This is a genomic window from Butyricimonas hominis (assembly GCF_014287455.1).
GTDB lineage: Bacteria > Bacteroidota > Bacteroidia > Bacteroidales > Marinifilaceae > Butyricimonas > Butyricimonas muris.
Genome location: NZ_JACOOH010000001.1, coordinates 767,293 through 784,311, shown reverse-complemented (window position 1 = coordinate 784,311; position 17,019 = coordinate 767,293). Strand labels below are relative to the sequence as shown.

At 44.6% G+C, this 17,019-nt stretch carries 15 protein-coding genes; 9 read left to right on the top strand and 6 right to left on the bottom strand.

All coding sequences use genetic code 11. The features are described from left to right. Positions 1–2 precede the first annotated feature (2 nt). From H8S64_RS03085 to H8S64_RS03060, 6 genes are all read left to right on the top strand, one after another. Positions 3–1,352, top strand: coding sequence for a hypothetical protein (locus H8S64_RS03085; RefSeq protein ID WP_186974891.1), 1,350 nt, complete (start codon positions 3–5; stop codon positions 1,350–1,352). 23 nt (positions 1,353–1,375) lie between these two features. After that, positions 1,376–2,773 carry a TlpA family protein disulfide reductase gene (locus H8S64_RS22475; RefSeq protein ID WP_255469401.1) on the top strand — a complete coding sequence of 466 codons (1,398 nt, stop codon included), beginning with the start codon at positions 1,376–1,378 and terminating at the stop codon, positions 2,771–2,773. 10 nt (positions 2,774–2,783) lie between these two features. After that, complete coding sequence (locus H8S64_RS03075) at positions 2,784–3,650, top strand: fimbrillin family protein (protein WP_186974890.1); 867 nt, start codon at positions 2,784–2,786, stop codon at positions 3,648–3,650. A 23-nt stretch (positions 3,651–3,673) separates the two neighbouring features. After that, positions 3,674–5,137, top strand: a complete 1,464-nt coding sequence (locus H8S64_RS03070) for a fimbrillin family protein (RefSeq protein ID WP_186974889.1) — start codon at positions 3,674–3,676, stop codon at positions 5,135–5,137. Between the two features lie 410 nt (positions 5,138–5,547). After that, the gene (locus tag H8S64_RS03065; RefSeq protein WP_255469400.1) at positions 5,548–6,348 is read left to right on the top strand and encodes an ABC transporter ATP-binding protein; all 801 of its coding nucleotides are present in this window, start codon (positions 5,548–5,550) and stop codon (positions 6,346–6,348) included. Next, positions 6,345–7,964, top strand: a complete 1,620-nt coding sequence (locus H8S64_RS03060) for a hypothetical protein (protein ID WP_186974888.1) — start codon at positions 6,345–6,347, stop codon at positions 7,962–7,964. The genes H8S64_RS03065 and H8S64_RS03060 overlap by 4 nt, the downstream gene beginning before the upstream one ends. Before the next feature lie 71 nt (positions 7,965–8,035). On the opposite strand, the gene H8S64_RS03055 is transcribed toward H8S64_RS03060, so the two are convergent. The 4 genes from H8S64_RS03055 to H8S64_RS03040 all read right to left on the bottom strand — a co-directional run bounded on the left by H8S64_RS03055 (position 8,036) and on the right by H8S64_RS03040 (position 12,219). Continuing rightward, a complete protein-coding gene (locus tag H8S64_RS03055; RefSeq protein WP_099291347.1) occupies positions 8,036–9,670 on the bottom strand; it encodes a DUF8614 domain-containing protein in 1,635 nt (544 codons plus the stop codon). A 168-nt stretch (positions 9,671–9,838) separates the two neighbouring features. Further along, on the bottom strand, positions 9,839–10,615 hold the full coding sequence (locus H8S64_RS03050) for a hypothetical protein (protein WP_186974887.1): 777 nt from the start codon (positions 10,613–10,615) through the stop codon (positions 9,839–9,841). Positions 10,616–10,837: 222 nt separating this feature from the next. Next, on the bottom strand, positions 10,838–11,662 hold the full coding sequence (locus H8S64_RS03045) for an outer membrane beta-barrel protein (protein WP_186974886.1): 825 nt from the start codon (positions 11,660–11,662) through the stop codon (positions 10,838–10,840). 29 nt (positions 11,663–11,691) lie between these two features. After that, the gene (locus tag H8S64_RS03040) at positions 11,692–12,219 is read right to left on the bottom strand and encodes a hypothetical protein (protein WP_099291344.1); all 528 of its coding nucleotides are present in this window, start codon (positions 12,217–12,219) and stop codon (positions 11,692–11,694) included. Positions 12,220–12,290: 71 nt separating this feature from the next. Here H8S64_RS03040 and dusB point away from each other — a divergent pair, with 71 nt between their 5' ends. Next, complete coding sequence (gene dusB, locus H8S64_RS03035; RefSeq protein WP_186974885.1) at positions 12,291–13,277, top strand: tRNA dihydrouridine synthase DusB; 987 nt, start codon at positions 12,291–12,293, stop codon at positions 13,275–13,277. Positions 13,278–13,284: 7 nt separating this feature from the next. Here dusB and H8S64_RS03030 read toward each other — a convergent pair whose 3' ends face one another. Together H8S64_RS03030 and glpK are read right to left on the bottom strand one after the other, a co-directional pair. Beyond that, positions 13,285–14,019 carry an MIP/aquaporin family protein gene (locus H8S64_RS03030; RefSeq protein ID WP_186974884.1) on the bottom strand — a complete coding sequence of 245 codons (735 nt, stop codon included), beginning with the start codon at positions 14,017–14,019 and terminating at the stop codon, positions 13,285–13,287. A gap of 35 nt (positions 14,020–14,054) precedes the next feature. Continuing rightward, entirely contained in the window at positions 14,055–15,554 is a 1,500-nt protein-coding gene (gene glpK / locus H8S64_RS03025) for a glycerol kinase GlpK (protein ID WP_186974883.1), read from the bottom strand. A gap of 292 nt (positions 15,555–15,846) precedes the next feature. On the opposite strand from glpK, the gene H8S64_RS03020 reads away from it, so the two are divergent. Together H8S64_RS03020 and H8S64_RS03015 are read left to right on the top strand one after the other, a co-directional pair. Next, positions 15,847–16,377, top strand: coding sequence for an NAD(P)H-dependent oxidoreductase (locus H8S64_RS03020; protein ID WP_186975003.1), 531 nt, complete (start codon positions 15,847–15,849; stop codon positions 16,375–16,377). A gap of 12 nt (positions 16,378–16,389) precedes the next feature. Beyond that, positions 16,390–17,004 carry a nitroreductase family protein gene (locus tag H8S64_RS03015; protein ID WP_186974882.1) on the top strand — a complete coding sequence of 205 codons (615 nt, stop codon included), beginning with the start codon at positions 16,390–16,392 and terminating at the stop codon, positions 17,002–17,004. Positions 17,005–17,019 lie beyond the last annotated feature (15 nt).

Sequence of the window (17,019 nt, the reverse complement as noted above, 5' to 3'; positions counted from 1 at the left end):
TTATGAATAGACTATTATTATTTATTATATCGCTCGTTTTGTTCGCGTCGTGTGACGAAGACGAGAAATATTACGAGAATCCCTTTTCATTGGGCGATATTAAATTGTTGAAAATCCGGGCGGATCATAAAACATTGCTCCCGGATGGGAATGCGAAGATGCAGTTTTATATTACTGCTTTCGGGATAAAGGAATTGCCTAATTACACGACGGAATACACGGGCGAAAATCAAGATACGGCGGTATATAACCCCAAGGTTGTCTGTGATACATTCGAGATTCCGGGAGATGCTATTCCTGCCGGGGTTATCAAATTATATGACGCCTCGGGGAAAGAGGTTTCCGATGCCGTTTATTCCACCACGGATGCAACGGAAAGGACGATCTATTTTTATGCCGGAGCGGGAGAATTGGAAAGTGAGAAAATAGGCGTTCAGATTCGTAAACTACCGGAGCAGGAGTACGAAGAACTGGTATTTCCTGTTATCTTCCACGTGCTAAATCCGGCAAAGAAGGTAGGTACTCCCTCGTTTGAAATAACGGCAGAAGCGGTAAACAAGAATATCGAAAGGTTGAATAACGTGTTCAATCGTTTGGTCACGACCGATCCTAACGGGGGAAACGCGAAGATTAAATTCGTTGCCGCGCAATATGACATTTCCGGGATAAAATTAAAGGTTGCGGGAATTCACCGTTGGGATATTAACGAATCGGAAGAGTTTGAGGATATTGGCGATTATGAGGCTTATATCCTGAAAAATCAATTGAATTTAATATATGATTACCGACATTATTTGAATATATGGTTGATAAATTATCCGCAAGGAGCTAATTTTTCAGTCATGGTACCGACGGTGATACTGGCAGGGGAAAGTATACCGGGATTGACAGCTGAGGAATGGCCATTAACAATATTCCCGAAAAAGCCAAGAGATGTCGGATTTTTTATTAACATGTCGGCATTCCTTAACCCGATGAGTTCTGCGGATTTCTTCGAGATATCCAATCCTTTCGCCCAGTTCTTCGGGTTGTTGACAACTCAGGCGACCGAGGATAAAACAACAACTAATTTGATTGATGGGGATACGGATTATTGTCCCGATACGTACTATTATTGGAATGACGGGCGGTCTGTTTTCAAGAACACGAGTAAGGAAGAAGACTCCGTGGATGAAGATACCGAGTATTTTACCTCTTATAATATTATGGATCGGTATAGCCGGAAAAATTCGGTCACAGTAGATCAGGTTGCCAGAATCCGGGAGCATATAAAAAAATGTCCTTCCCGTTGGATGTATAAATCGAAATACGCGTTGACGGGACTTCGGGAAGATTGGGATGCAGTTAAGTAAAATGAAAATAAAATAGAAGAATTATGAGAAAAATGTTATTTCTAGCAATTTGCTTGCTAATGTTCGAATGTGTGGTTTTTGCCGGAGAAAAAGGGATGAAATTAACGGTGAATCTGAAAAATGCCTTGATTATCGACAGGGCGTACGTGATGATGGGTGACACGAAAGAAGAGATCGTGCTGGGGGAAGATAAAACGGGAAGTCTTGAAATCGCGCTCGACGAGGGGCAGTACGCCACGTTGAAAATAGGATACGCTAAAAATTTACTTTATATTGAACCGGGGAAGAATCTGACCTTGACCTTGATCGCGAATAAAGACGGTTCTTTTTCTTTTCAAAAGAATGTTTTTGAATACGAGGGAGAAAAGGAGAATGAGAGGATTAATAAATATTTGAATGAGAATGGACTAAAATTTCTAGAAACTATTGATTTCGTGTTGGATGAAGATGAATTTTTAAACAAGTTGGCTGAATTCGATAAGGAGAATAGTAAATTAATCAAGAAGGCTAAATTCCCGAAAGAGTTTGAGGAGCAAGAGTTATTGCGGGTAAAATATCTGGTGTACGATCCGTTGGTACGTTATCCGGTTCAACATTTTTGGAAAAATGGTGGCGAGTGGTCCGGGATGGAACAATACGAGGAAACCCCAAAAGTGAAAGCACTTATACCCCAATTGTTTATGGACAGTGAACAAGCTTGGAATATTTATTCTTACCGAGGATATTTACAGGGAGGAATCGGAATCATCGCACAATCGGAATTTATGAGTAATGACAAGAAAAAAGCTACACTGGAACAGTTAAGCTATCTGACGGAACATTTTAAGACACCGATAATACTAGAGGATATTACTCAGGATTTGACATTGCGATATATTGAAGTCACGGAAGGAAAACCGTTGGGAGAGATAGAAACGTATTATAATCGTAACGTGAAAAGTGAGGCTTGTCGTCAGGAATTGGAGCGGGCTCTAAAGATGTGGGCGAAATTTTCCAAGGGAACGGAAGTGATGTCTTCTGACTATAAATATCAAGATATTAACGGGAAAATGGTTTCTTTGGACGACTTGAAGGGGAAATATGTTTACATTGATGTTTGGGCGACGTGGTGCGGACCTTGTAAAGCAGAATTACCATACTTGAAGGAATTGGAAAAGAAGTTTGAGGGAAAGAATATCCATTTCGTGAGCATATCTGTTGATGCCAATAAAGCGGCGTGGGTTAAAATGGTGCAGGCGGAGCAATTGGGAGGAATACAACTCCATGGAGGAAGTAAGGCTCAGATCATGAAAGATTATATGATCAAGGGTATTCCCCGTTTTATTTTATTGGACAGGGAAGGAAAAGTGATCGAGAAAGAAATGACTCGTCCCTCGAATCCGGACACGGAAAAGACGTTGAATGCATTGGAAGGTATTTAAATCAGAAATTATGAAGGCAAAAATTTATATATGTTTCACGTGGGTTTGTCTTGCGGTTTGTGTCGCCTGTCATTCCGGGAGCGAGAATGACGGGACGGAAGAGGGACAAACTAGAGAGGTGAGTTTTGCCGTTTCGCGATCCGACGATCTGTTTGCCCGGTCGGTGTCTTCGGGTTTTGAGGTGGGGGATTCAATAGGGATATATGCTGTAAAGCGGGATGTATCCGGGGAGATCGGTATCCCCGGCAAAACAGGAAATCAAGCTCATAATGCCAAATGGATAAAAACTTTAGAGGGTTGGACACCGGCATCCTTGAAGGATAAGATCGTTTACCCGCAAGATGGGGCGGAATTGGACTTTTACGCTTACTATCCTTATGACCGGAATGCAACTGCTCCCGACGAGATCTCTATGGCTGTGCAGACAGAGCAAGGGACGGAAGAGAACTTAAAGAAATCTGATTGGATGCGTGCAAGCAACACCGAAGGGATAAGCGAGGGTGAAGTCGAACTGAAATTTCAACATGTATTGTCATGTGCGGAAGTGCAGGTACAGACGGGAGGTGTTGCTCCGGATGCAGGTTTGGAAGTACACGTGACGGGAGTGAACACGGTATGTACTTATAATCTGGGGGCAGGTACGTTTCTTGGAGAGAGTGAAGTGGGAACAATCGTTATGCAGCGTTTGGATGCACCGGGGGAAAGTGGTTCTCTTACTTTTAAAGCGTTATTGCCCGCGCAGGCAATTGCGGCGGAAACACCTTTATTCCGTTGTTTACAAAACGGGAAAATATATATCTACCGGAGCGAAGGGATTGAGTTTACCGAGGGGAATCGTACCCGTTTTATTTTTACCTTGAAAGGCGGGGGAGAATAAATGTATCATGAAGAATGAATATTATGAAAAGATTATTATTGATTTCAATAGGAATTATTTTACTTCTTGTCACGGCTTGTGATGATGATGACAAGGGAGTAAAATTGTCCGGTACCCCCATTCGTTTATCCGGTAAAATAAGCGGCATGGATAACGCGAGTACCGAAACACGTTTCCGCGGAGGTGCCGGTGTGGGTGTTTATATTGCAGATAGAATAGCAGAACAGAGCGGTGATCTGACCGGAGCCCGTGTCAGAAACGGGAAATTCATGCAGAGTGCGGATGGTCTGGTAGGCGACCCTCTTGTTTACTGGGAACGGGCGACCCGGATAGATGTCGCGGCTTACTATCCTTATGCACGAGGCGGGGAGGATACCCCGGAAGCTTACTTGTTTCAAGTCGCGGAACGTCAGGACTCAATGCTGGACGGTCTTTCGAGATACGATGAAAGTGACTTCCTGTGGGCAAGAAAGAGTGCCGATTATCAGGAAGAACATATCGCCCTTTCTTTTCAACATTTGATGAGCAAAGTGATCATTAATCTGAAAAGTGATGCAATGATTCCGGGTGATATGGTCGGGAGTGAGGTGAATATACTCGGAATGTTGACAAGCGCATCGATTGATTTGAACACGGGTGTTGTAGCTGCTGTCGGGCAACCGGGTAGAGTGGTGGCGATACAGGATGATGTGGTGAAAAGCGGGTTTGAAGTTGCCATGAAAGTTATTCTCGTGCCACAGACCGTGGAAAAGGGGATAACGTGGTTGGAAATTAAAACCTTGGGAGGGTATTCTTATTTTTACGAATTACCTGAAAGCTTCACGTTTCAGTCCAGTAAACAAGTGACTTTGGACGTGAGTATAGAGAGTGGTGAGTGTCACGTGACGGTTGGAGAGATCGAGGATTGGACGGAAACGGGGAATCCTGTTTTGGGCGAGGCTGTCGAGGATTTGCCCGTGTTCGAATTGTACGACTTTTATAACTTGAACGGTGTGCAGGGAATTGTGATAGCCTTGGATGAAACCGGTAAACACGGGACATTAGTCTCTCTTGACGAAACGATTGAGCAATGGTGTACCGATCCGTCATTAATGGCACAGGCGTATAGTGATGATCCGATGGAGAATTTGGAGGAGGTGTTGAAATGTGATCCGACACTGGAGTATTTTCCGGCAATGAAATGGTGTATGGATAAGAACAAAGATGGTATTTCCGGTTGGTATATGCCTGCTTTACCCGAGTTGAAGAATTTCTGGAATCTGTTGAACACGGATTCGGAATTGATAAATGGCAAGATTCTGGCAACGGGAGTCCCCGGGGCTGTCGCTATTGAAACAGATCCTTTCGAAACTGATGGTTATTTCTCTTCAACATTGTCATTCTCAGACAATGTTCGGACAATGAATTTTTCTTGGTTTGGAGGAATCAGTACGGTTTTAATGGAACAAACGGATTATTGTAGCGTCAGAGCTTTTTACAAGTTTTAGATGGAGAAGATTGTCTGAAACTTGAGCAAGATGAAGAGGTTGTCCTAAAGAATTTTTGGGACAACCTTTTTACATTTCCATGTATCTTCCGTGGTGTTTTAGTTTAGACAGGTATTATCTTTACCCTAGACAAAATCCGGTGAAATAAACAGGGAAATAGGGGGAAGTAAGGGATTAAGTTCGATATGCTATCTATATACAGACTTGATACAGCTATCGGTGGACGGTTATAGTACAGGAATAATTTGAAAGCAAAACAGGCGTGTTCGCTTATCATTCTCTTGTTTCAGCCTTATTTTAAGGGGACATCACCGGGTGGAAATTTATCTATCAGGGGAGAATAATGAATATAAATTCTGTTATCTTTGTGAAAACGTGTGTAGGTAAGATGTTAAATGAATGATAGATATATGATGAACGACAGCGTGCTCCGGGTATCCGGTTTAAAGAAAAGTTTTCGGAAGGGGAAAGAGGAACTGCAGGTCTTGAAGGGAATAGACATGGAGATTTGCGCGGGAGAGGTGATTGGTTACCTTGGGAGTAACGGGGCGGGTAAATCCACCACGGTGAAGATCATGTGTGGGCTGATGGAGGAATATGCCGGAGAGGTTAATGTATTGGGATACGACTTGAGGAAGAACGATATAGAAATCAAGAAGCGGATTGGTTATATTCCGGAGAACGCGATCATGTACGAGCATTTGACTCCGATGGAATATCTCGAATTTATAGGTACGTTGTACGGGTTGGAGCGGGCGGATGTGGTTAAGAAGGTGGAAGAATTACTTTTATTGTTCGAGATGCGGGATAATGCAAACGAACGGATGTTGAGTTTTTCCAAGGGGATGAAACAAAAGATACATATTATTTCCGGCTTGTTGCATAACCCGGAGGTTATTTTTATGGATGAGCCGTTGAATGGTCTGGATGCCAATGCCGTTATTATCGTGAAGGAGATGATTGCCCGACTGGCGAAAGAGGGGAAGACGATTTTTTACTGTTCTCATCTGATGGATGTCGTGGAGAAGATCGCGACACGGGTGATTTTGCTCAACGAGGGGAAAATTATAGCTAATGGAACTGTTCATGAATTGATGGAACAAGCGGGTGTCGGTTCTTTGGAGAGCCTTTTCACGAGTCTGATCGGGGCATCAGGGCAGGTGGTTCAAGCGGAACGGATGGTTGATGTGTTTGAAAATAAAGAACAATGATTAAGGCTGTAATTTGGATTTTGCGACTTTTCCGTGGAGTGTTCACGCGTATGGGTGTTGACTTTGACAGGATGGTGGCTATCGTGACAGTGAAACTCACGGAATATGATCGTATCGACAGGTCTAAACGGAAAAAGGAAAGCTCGAATACGTTATTGCGGCAAGGTATCGCGTTCGGGATATACGGTACCGTGTTTTTCCTGTTCGGGGTCATGTCCGGGACGTTTGAAGTGTCGCTTTTGTTGTTTCATTCCTACTTGATGATCATGTTTATGATGAGTTTTATGATGGAATACTCACGGTTGCTTTTCGACCGGAATGATAATCAGATTCTACAACGTTTGCCCGTAAATTCCAAGACAATCCTGACTGCCCGTCTGGTGACGATGTTATCATATATGTTTTTTCTATCGGGTTGTATGTCTTTGATTCCTGCTATTGTTGTCTTTTTTTGGCAGGGAGTGTTGACGGGTGGACTCTTTATTATATCTGTTTTCTTGAATACGCTTTTTACTTTATTACTGGCGAACGTGATTTATCTCGGGGTGATGCGTTTTATTGCGGTAGATAAATTTGCACGGGTGATGAGTTATGCTCAGGTTATTCTGGTCGTCTCCGTCGCGTTGAGCTATCAATTGGTGGGAACGGTGATTCGGGAGATACAACTGGATATGTTTCATCCGTCAACGTGGATGTATTTTACCCCTTCCTGTTATTTTATGGCGTTCACGTTGATTATACAGCACTTTACTATTCCTGTTTTGGTGATGGCGTTATCCGGGGTAACAGGGGTGTTGTTGTTCGGTTGGATCGCAGTGGTTTATCTGGCACCCTATTTTTCGAGAAAAATGGGAATAATTGATGAATATGCCGCGATCGCGGGTAAGGGACGGAAAAAAGGCAAGGACGGTTGGCTTTACTCGCTGGCCCGGCTATTCGCGTGGAGTCCCGTGCAGGTTTCCGGTTTCGTGCTGGGATGGCGGTTGACGCAGGGGAATCTGAAATTCCGTCAGGCAGTGCTCCCGATGATTATCTACACGGTGTTTCTGGCGGTATTCTTTATTTACAAAGGACGCGACACCGGGGGGATTGGGTTTTATATCCCGTTTTACATGACATCGATGGTGAGTATCGGGATATTGATGGCTATGTCGATCATGGAGAAAGGGGATTTGCTGTGGTTGTATCGTTCAAGACCGCTTGCCCGCCCGGGGGCGTTGATCCTCGGCAGTTACAAGGCGTTGTACGTGAAGTATTATCTTCCCGTGTATGTCGCATTGTCTGCTGTTCTCGTCGTGAGGTTGCATTGGGTGATTATTCCGGATTTGCTGATGATTCTTGCCGTGAATACGCTTGTGAGTTACGTGTATCTTTGGTTTTCCGGGTTGCTTTTTCCTTTTTCCAAGGAGAAGGGAACGACCGATTCGGGACGAAATATATTGCGGATGCTGGCATTGATCTTCGTGTGGCTCGTGATAGGGGGAGTACATACCCTGTCCCAGCGCTTGTCGTGGTATGGCATTTGGATAGCTATCGCGAGCATGTGGGTATTGGCGGTGTTGATGGAATATGTTATTTGTCGTGTGGCTTGGAAAAAGGTGTTGGCTAATTACTAATTGATTTATTTACAATAAATAAAGGATGCCTTTTGTTAGACATCCTTTATTTATGTGTAAGGGACTTTTTATTATAGTCCGAGGACTTTTGTTCCTTGCTTGAAGAAAATATCTTTCGGGATACCTGCTCCGGCGATGCGGTCAAGGTCTTTTTGCAGTGTCGGGGGTACAACGCCTTTCTCTGCAACGAGTTTCGTGGCAGTTGCGATATCTCCGTTACCCTCGATCGTGATGTATTCCCCGGCGATGACTTCGATGTCTTTTTTCATCTTTTCGAAGTCGATCGTGTAGTATCCGGTCGTTTCGTCTTTCGTGATGGCTCCGCTTTCCATGAAATGGTTGAATTGCATCATGTTCGCTTTGCCATGTGCGCTGGCAGCACCGAAACGTACGGAACGGAAGATACCGGCGATAAAGGTCACGTAATTATCCATGAGGTCTTTGTTTTCAAGAATACCCCATTCCGCTAATTTCGTCACGCAGAATAACCCGAGGATATCCGCTTTCCCTTCCTCGATGGAAGTGTAGTAGTTTTGTAGGGCAGAACGCACGTCTTTTTTATCTTTAATCGTGTAATTCACTCCAAGACCGTGGGCAACTTCGTGGAACATTACGTTCTCGAAGAAGGCGTCGAAATTCACGTATTTCTGTTGCTCGGGTGCGATAACCAATTTAGAGATAGGAACAACCATTTTCTCGAACTTTGCCTGCATGGAGTTTTTCAATTGCAATTTGCGGCTTCCCTTGGCAGCGTGTACTCTCGGGTCGTTCGGCAGGTTGATGGCGATATTCTTGCTTCCGGCATTGCAATCTCCACCATAGTAAATCACGTCGTACGCGTTCATGTCCGGGTTGGCGTTCGCTTTCTCTTTCTTGTAAGCGGCGGGCACGGGAAGGTTGTTTTGTAGCTTGGGCAAGTATTGAGCGTATTCTGACAGGCGTTTACTCCATTCTTTATCTTTCACGAGGATTTGTCCGGAATGGGATGCCTTGTACCCGTAAAGTTGGTCTTCGTAAGTTTCGATAGGACCAACCACGAAATCCAGCGTGTTGTCTTGCATATCCATCCAAGCGAGGTCACTGGCAAGATAATCGTCATCAAGAAGGGCTTGTGCTCTTAATGACAAGTATTTCTTCAAGCCGGGATCTTCTGCCAACTCGGAGGCTTGTTTCAATAACTCGGAGGCTTTGGCAACTTCTCGCGGGTATGCTTCATGGAAAGGGATCACGACGAGATTCCCTTTGTCATCCCGGCGGATGATACTGTACCAATCCGTCTTGCGAGGGTCTTTCAAAGCGTCGAATTCTTCTCTTGTCATATCCGTCGGGTAGAAGTTCGCTCCCAGCGGTTTCGCTCCCACGCCGTCAATGAAAGGCTTGTTGGCATTCAAACGATCCCACGGTCCGTAATTAATAGAAAGATATTTCAAGGCTGCCGAGTCTTGCGCGAATGGTTTCATCAACGCAGCCTTGTCGCCATAAGCGTTTTGCCAGAAAATATTCTCCATGATGTCCGCCACTTCGATAAGGATGGGAATCATCTTTTTCTCGTTTTCCGTTAGTTTGCTAACGTCAGTTGTCAAGGTGAACTCCGCGTATTGGTCAGCAAGTGGCTGATAGGGACTGGGTTGTTTGGTTTCTTTCTTTGCCTCTTTGCAAGAGAACAAGAAAATACCTAAGGATAAGAATAGGAATAGTTTTCTCATTTTTATAAAATTTGTGTTGAGTATTTGAGGGACGAATTTATAAAAACAAGCGGACTATTGAAAATATTTGGAATTAAAGATTATGATTCTGTGATTTCGATGGGGGCGATTGAAGGTAAATTAAAAATTCATGAGGTCAATAGATACATCTATTGACCTCATGAATTTTCAAAACAGAATGGCAGCACCGAAACTTACTTGATGTAATTCCGGACCTTTATTTTTCTCGAATAGAGGGGTTATTCCGTAGCGGGCCCATACGGCAAAGTGATTACCACCCATTTGTGCCATGAGGTCAAAATTGAAACGGGGCATATTCAGGTTTCCCCGGTTACTGATCGTTTTGCTTTTGTGAGGAAATTTATTCTCTGTAATTTTTACCTTGGTTTGTGTGATGAAATTGTATGAACCCACGACTCCCATGTTGAAATGGAAACGGCTTGTTTTATTGGACGGGGATTGAAATTCGAGCATTAACGGGATGTTTGCAGAGAGTACTCTCAATCTGCTGGAAGAGATGGAGCCCTCGTCATAGGTGAAAGGTTCTATGATGCCTTTTTTATTTTTATGGATAGCGATTTTGTTGTCGAACTCCATGTTTTGGAATTCGGCCCCGATGCCTGCCACGATACCAACAGTGTTTTTTTGTTTTTGTAGCCCGATGTTGATTTCAATGATGTTGAGAGCCACGGTGTAGGAGGTTTGTAGCTTTAGTTTCATGAAATCTTTGTTCTTGTAAGCGGAATAATCGCTTTTACCAAAGGTGATGAATCCACCGTAAATCCCTGCCACGTGTCCGTTGAAACGGACTTTCTCTTCTTTCTCATTTTTGAAGACACTGTCTTGACGGACGTTGGATGCCGATGTGGACGAGTTGGCATCCTGAGCCTTCAAGCCGTTTATGCCGAAAAGGCATATAAACAGCGCTAATAGTATTGTTTTCATCTCTTTATGTATATTTATATAACGTATAAGTTCCGATCTTTAGAACGGGCGAACCGTTGGTCGAATGGAGGGTACTTTTTGGAGTATCCCGGAAGTAATAGTTTTTACGTCACAACGTATGAAATGTTGTGACACAGTGATTTAAAAAGGTGAAAAACAACTCAATAAAGATTATTAATTCTGTGATTTAATGATAACTCTAAATTTTAACTTTAAACGTTCTTAGAAGTTTACCCCGAACCCGATAACATACGGGTGTAAATCAGGAGCTTTGCCTGATTTCATCATACGGTTGAGGGTATAGCTGCCCCACAGTGCCAGTTTGTCGTATCCTACACGGGCAACAATGTCTGCTTTTACCGGGTTCATGCTGTAATTTCCCGCTTTTTTGTAGCGACGTTTGTCCCCGTTCTCGTTTTTGTACACGACTTTGGTTTTCGTGTGTAATCTTAACCCGCCCATGATTCCGGCTCCCACGTATGCCCGGCGGTGATTTTTCGCGGGGAATTGCCATTCACAGATCAAGGGAACGGTGAGATAAAGGTTTTTCAATGAACTCTTCTTTACATGATCTATTTCCAACGGATATATTTTCCCGTTTTCTCCCCGTTGAATACTGTTTTTGTGCTCGAAACGGAAGCGTTGGTATTCTAATCCCAGTCCGGTAACAAGCCCGAAATTATTCAATTTATTCAGACGCATACTGTATTGGAACATGTTGAATTGCATTACCAGTGAATTCTTGCGTTGCAAGTCCATGAATGGAGAGCCGCCCGGAACAATATCATAATCCCCGAAATCGGCAAATCCAAGATTAAATCCGCTCCAGTGTCCCCGGAACCGTGGATTTTGGCTCCGTTGGTATATGTGTCGGTGGATGGGAGCGCTTAATATTTCCGATTTCTTGACTTGTCTGCTTGTTTCTCTATCCTGCAAGTGTATTTCTTTGACGTCACGTCTTAGAGTGTCGCTCGTGCCTGTCCCGTTGTCCCGCGCCATAACGGGAATCGACAGCAATAATGCCAAGGGAATGATAATACTTTTCATGGTGATTTATTTTTTGTTGGTTGTGTTTCTTATTTATTGGAGTTGTCCAAAAAAGTAATAGAATTGAAGAATTTATTTTTCTGCGGGATGAGTTCTTCCAAGTCTTTCGTATTCGCACCTATAGATACTTGATACATACAATTATCTCTGAAAATAAATCTTTTATAGTACGTCATCTCTTCAAGCTCTTTCATTATCGTGTAGGTAATCTCCCATATCTCGACATTTTTTGATGGTATACGCTTTTCGCTGGTGAGTTTAGCGGTCGGCATTGAAACTGATTCTTTCTTCATGGCGAGATATAGCTGGTTGACCGTGTAAGCATCGAGGATGCCTTTTTCTTTCGTCAATTGCGTGCATACAACCCCGAAAACACAGGTTACGTTTTTCGTTTGGTATATCCATGAACGGATGTCATTCACGTCTTTTTTCAGACGTTCGCCCCGGCTAGGGAAAAGGAACGTGATTTGGTAGTCGCCTCTTATTTTTACCCATTCCTCTTTCTGTGGGGCGAAAGTTGCAAGTAATCCGATAAGAATAAATTTTATTATAGCCATATCCGTGCTGTTTATTTCGTGTGTTAAAGATAGAAATTATTATTTTTGTGGCAAAACTTATTTGATTGAAGATGATAGTCGGAGGAAAAGACGTAGGTGAGCGGCCGTTGATTTTGGCGCCGATGGAAGAGGTTACAAATCCCCCTTTCCGGAAATTCTGTAAGCGATACGGGGCGGATTGGCTCTACTCGGAATTTGTATCGGCGGATGCGTTGGTGCGTTCCATAAACAAGACCGTGAAGAAGTTGACGATAGAGGAGTCCGAACGTCCGGTAACCATTCAGATATACGGTCGCTTTATTGATTCGATGGTCGAGGCGGCAAAGATTGTTGAAGAAGTGCAGCCTGATTTTATAGATATAAATTTTGGGTGTCCCGTGAAAAGGGTTGCCGCGAAAGGGGCGGGAGCAGGAATGCTTCGGGATGTACCTTTAATGGTGGAAATGGCAAAGCAGATCGTGCAGGCCGTGAAGATCCCCGTTACGGCAAAGACTCGTTTGGGTTGGGATTGCGAGAATATTATCATTGACGATGTGGCAGAACGATTGCAGGATGTCGGGATTAGTGCTTTGGCTATTCACGGGCGCACCCGTTCCCAGATGTACAAGGGTGAGGCAGATTGGGAGCCTATCGCCGGAGTGAAGCGAAATCCCCGGATAAAGATCCCGATCATCGGAAACGGTGATATCGACACCCCGGAAAAGGTAAAAGAAGCTTTCGAGCGTTACGGTGTGGACGGGGTAATGATCGGGCGTGCCACGATCGGTAAGCCGTGGATATTTCAACAGATCAAACATTATATGAAAACGGGGGAGATTCTACCCGAATTGCCCCTGCACGAACAAATAGAGATTATCAAGGAACAAATACTGTTATCCCAAGAATGGTTGGATGAAGTGCGGGGATTATTCCACATGCGTCGGCACATGGCTTGTATGTTCAAAGGATTGCCCCATTTCCGTGATTTGCGGATTCAAATGCTGCAAGCCCCGACCATAGAAACGTTGTGGGAAGTGTTTGATAAGATTGAGGAGCGATACAAGGGAGAGGGGCTATAAAACCCCTCTATACAATCATATAAATTACTGCTGCCACAAGTGAGCCGGCTAATGGCCCTAAGATAGGAATCCACGCGTAATCCCATTGACTGCTTCCTTTTCCCGGAAGCGGGAGGATGGCATGCATTACACGGGGTGCGAAATCTCGGGCGGGATTGATGGCATATCCGGTGACTCCGCCTAAAGAAAGTCCGATTACCCATACGATAAAGGATACGGGAATTGCACCGACTGAACCCAATCCGATAGGGGTGGTTGTATCGACATCGGCTATCAGTTCAGCCCCGGTAATATAGAATATCGAGAACATCAATACGAAGGTGGCGATAAGCTCACCCCCGAAGTTTACCACGTTATGTCGGATTTCGGGAGCCGTGCAGAATACACCGAGTTTTGCCCCGGGGTCGTCCGTGACCTTAAAGTGGTCATGGTAGACAATCCACACGAGGAACGCACCCATGGCGGCACCCAGCATTTGAGCGATCACGTAAGAAGGTACACTTGCCCACGGGAATTTTTCCGCGATGGCGAAACCTATTGTAATGGCGGGATTCAAGTGGGCCCCGCTATATGGACCGGCGATGACGACTCCTGCAAAAACAGCAAGTGCCCATGCCGTGGTGATGGTAATCCAACCACCTTGAAATCCTTTGGTCTTTTTTAGCACGACGTTGGCTACTACGCCGTCACCCAAGAGGATCATCGTCATTGTTCCGAGTAGCTCTGCTATAAATGGTGACATGGAGAATTTATGATTTTAGATTCATGATTATCGTTTTACAGTTCTTCCCAGTTACGGGCTCTTTCGATAGCTTTATGCCACATGTGAAGGAGTTTGTCGACCTCTTCTTCTGTCGCAACAGGGGAGAACTCCTTGTTGATGTTCCATTGTTTGCGCAGTTCTTCCGTGTCACGCCAGAAACCGATTGCCAATCCGGCGAGATAAGCCGCACCGAGAGCTGTTGTTTCCAGAATCTGGGGGCGAACCACGTGTGTTCTGTTGATGTCACTTTGGAATTGCATCAGGAAATTGTTGGCAACAGCACCTCCGTCTACCCGTAATTCGAGAGATTGGCGGTGAGTGTCATGCTCCATGGCTTTTAAAATATCGTACACTTGGAATGCAATTCCTTCCAGTGTTGCCCGGGCAATATGTGCGGGAGTTGTTCCTCGTGTGATTCCGAGAATGGCACCTCTGGCGTATTGATCCCAGTAAGGGGCACCCATTCCCGTGAGAGCGGGAACAAAATAAACTCCCCCGTTATCTTGAACGGATGTCGCGAGAGCCTCGCTTTCCGAGGCAGTCCTGAGCAGTTGCATCCCGTCCCGTAGCCATTGGATGGCTGCTCCCCCCACGAATACACTTCCTTCCAAGGCGTAAGTAACGGAGTCACCGATTTTCCACGCGATGGTGCTTAACAGGTTGTTTTCCGATTTTACGACTTCGCTTCCGGTATTCATGACCATAAAACATCCGGTACCGTATGTCGTTTTCGTCATTCCCGGTTCAAGGCAGAGTTGCCCGAAGAGGGCGGACTGTTGGTCGCCGGCTATTCCGGAGATCGGGATTTTCGTCGAGAACAAAGTTGTACTGGTTTCCGAATAGACTTCGCTGCTGCTTTTTACTTCCGGAAGTATAGCTTCGGGAATGTCGAAAAGTTCCAGTAACTCTTTATCCCATTGCAACGTGTGAATATTGAACAGCATCGTGCGGGAAGCATTGCTGACATCCGTCACGTGTACCCGTCCGTGCGTGAACTTCCACACGAGCCAACTGTCTACCGTACCGAAACACAACTTTCCTTTTTCAGCCCGTTCACGTACACCTTCGACATTATCGAGAATCCATTTGATTTTTGTGGCGGAGAAATAAGCATCAATCAGTAATCCCGTTTTCTCCCGGATCATTTCAGTATATCCGTTTTCTTGCAATTCCCGGCAGATATCGGCAGTACGCCTGTCTTGCCATATGATGGCGCGATAGACGGGCATAGAGGTTTCCCTGTCCCAAATGATCGTGGTTTCACGTTGGTTTGTGATACCTATACAAGCCACGTCCAGTCCCGTGAGGTCTGCTTTGGCGATAACTTCGGCGGCCACGGAGGATTGCGTGTACCAGATTTCGCTAGGATCGTGTTCCACCCAACCCGGGTGAGGGAAGTGTTGTTCGATTGGTTTCTGTGACATGGCAACAATATTTCCGTCATGGTTGAAAAGCACGGCGCGGGAGGAGGTTGTCCCTTGGTCTAGTGCAAGTACGTATTTCGCTGTCTTCATGATAATGTAATATTATATGTTTTTCATTTGTTGTGACAATAAATGCTATATTTCTTACGTAATTTTTAAAATTCGGTTACATTTATAAAAATGAATAGTCGTTTAACCGGAAACATTCCCGATATTGAATTTAAATATGGATTTGCAAGTATCTTTTATTTTGTAAGAAGTTTAAGGGGGGAAACCGTTTTTTTCGTATATTCGAAGTTGCAAACTGTAAATTAAGCTTATGAAAACAATTGTATTAATACTTGCGGTTATTTTTTCCGCGGGTGCTTTAAATGCAGAGAAAATGGAAAAAGCAAAGAATTCAGGAAATGTAGTGATCTTGTTGGCTCACCCGAATTTCAAGGAGTCACAGGCGAATAAGGCATTGATTGATGCCGTGAAAGATATTCCGGGAGTGGTAATTCTGGATTTGTACGCCAAGCCTTTTGACGCCGAGGCGCACAAGAAAATTTTATCGGAGGCGAAAGCGGTTGTGTTTCAATTCCCGTTTTATTGGGCGAGTGCGCCTTCACAGTTGAAAAAGTGGTTGGATGAGATTTTCACGCCCTTGGCACAAACCGAGGTGGTGAAAGGGAAACCGTTAATGGTGGCCACGACAACGGGTTCGGAATACGAGGCGTATCGTTCCGGAGGTAGGAATCATTTTACGATGGACGAGTTATTGCGTCCTTATCAGTTGACGGCTAATCATTCGGGTATGGTCTGGCAAACGCCTCACGTGGTCTATGGCGTGGCGACACCTGCCGGAGCCGAGAACGTGAAAGAAGGTGCAAAGGCTTATCGTCAGCGGATAGAAGCGTTATTGAAAAAATAAATGAAGAAAAAAATGAAGAAATTTAATACCTTTTACGTTCTGCTTGCCGTAGTATTGGTGATTGTATTTTTAAAAACATCATGTATGGGAGACGCGAAACAACAAGATGATCCGGCTTTGAAGACCAAGGCTGTTTTGGAAAATATCGCGGCACGCAAGAGTGTACGCAAGTATTTGAAGAAAGAAGTAGAGGAAGAGAAGGTTACCGCTATGTTGAAGGCGGGGATGGCTGCACCTTCGGGAATGGACAGACGTCCGTGGGAATTTGTCGTGGTGACGGATCGGGCTGCGCTTGATTCGATGGCTGCAAGCCTGCCTTATGCCAAAATGTTGGCACAAGCACCGATGGCTATTGTCGTTTGTGGTGATTCTACCCGTTCTTCTTATTGGTACGTGGACTGTTCGGCAGTAACGCAGAATATTCTCTTGGCTGCTGAGGCTCTCGGGTTGGGAGCCGTATGGACGGCGGCTTATCCTTACGAGGATCGCATCGGGGTTGTCCGGAAATACACGGCTATGCCCGAACAATTTGTGCCGCTTTGTATCATTCCTGTCGGTTATCCCGATGGTCCGCAAAAAGCGAAAGATAAATACGATGAAAGTAAAATTCATCGGAATAAATTCTAAAGATAAAGGCTCGGT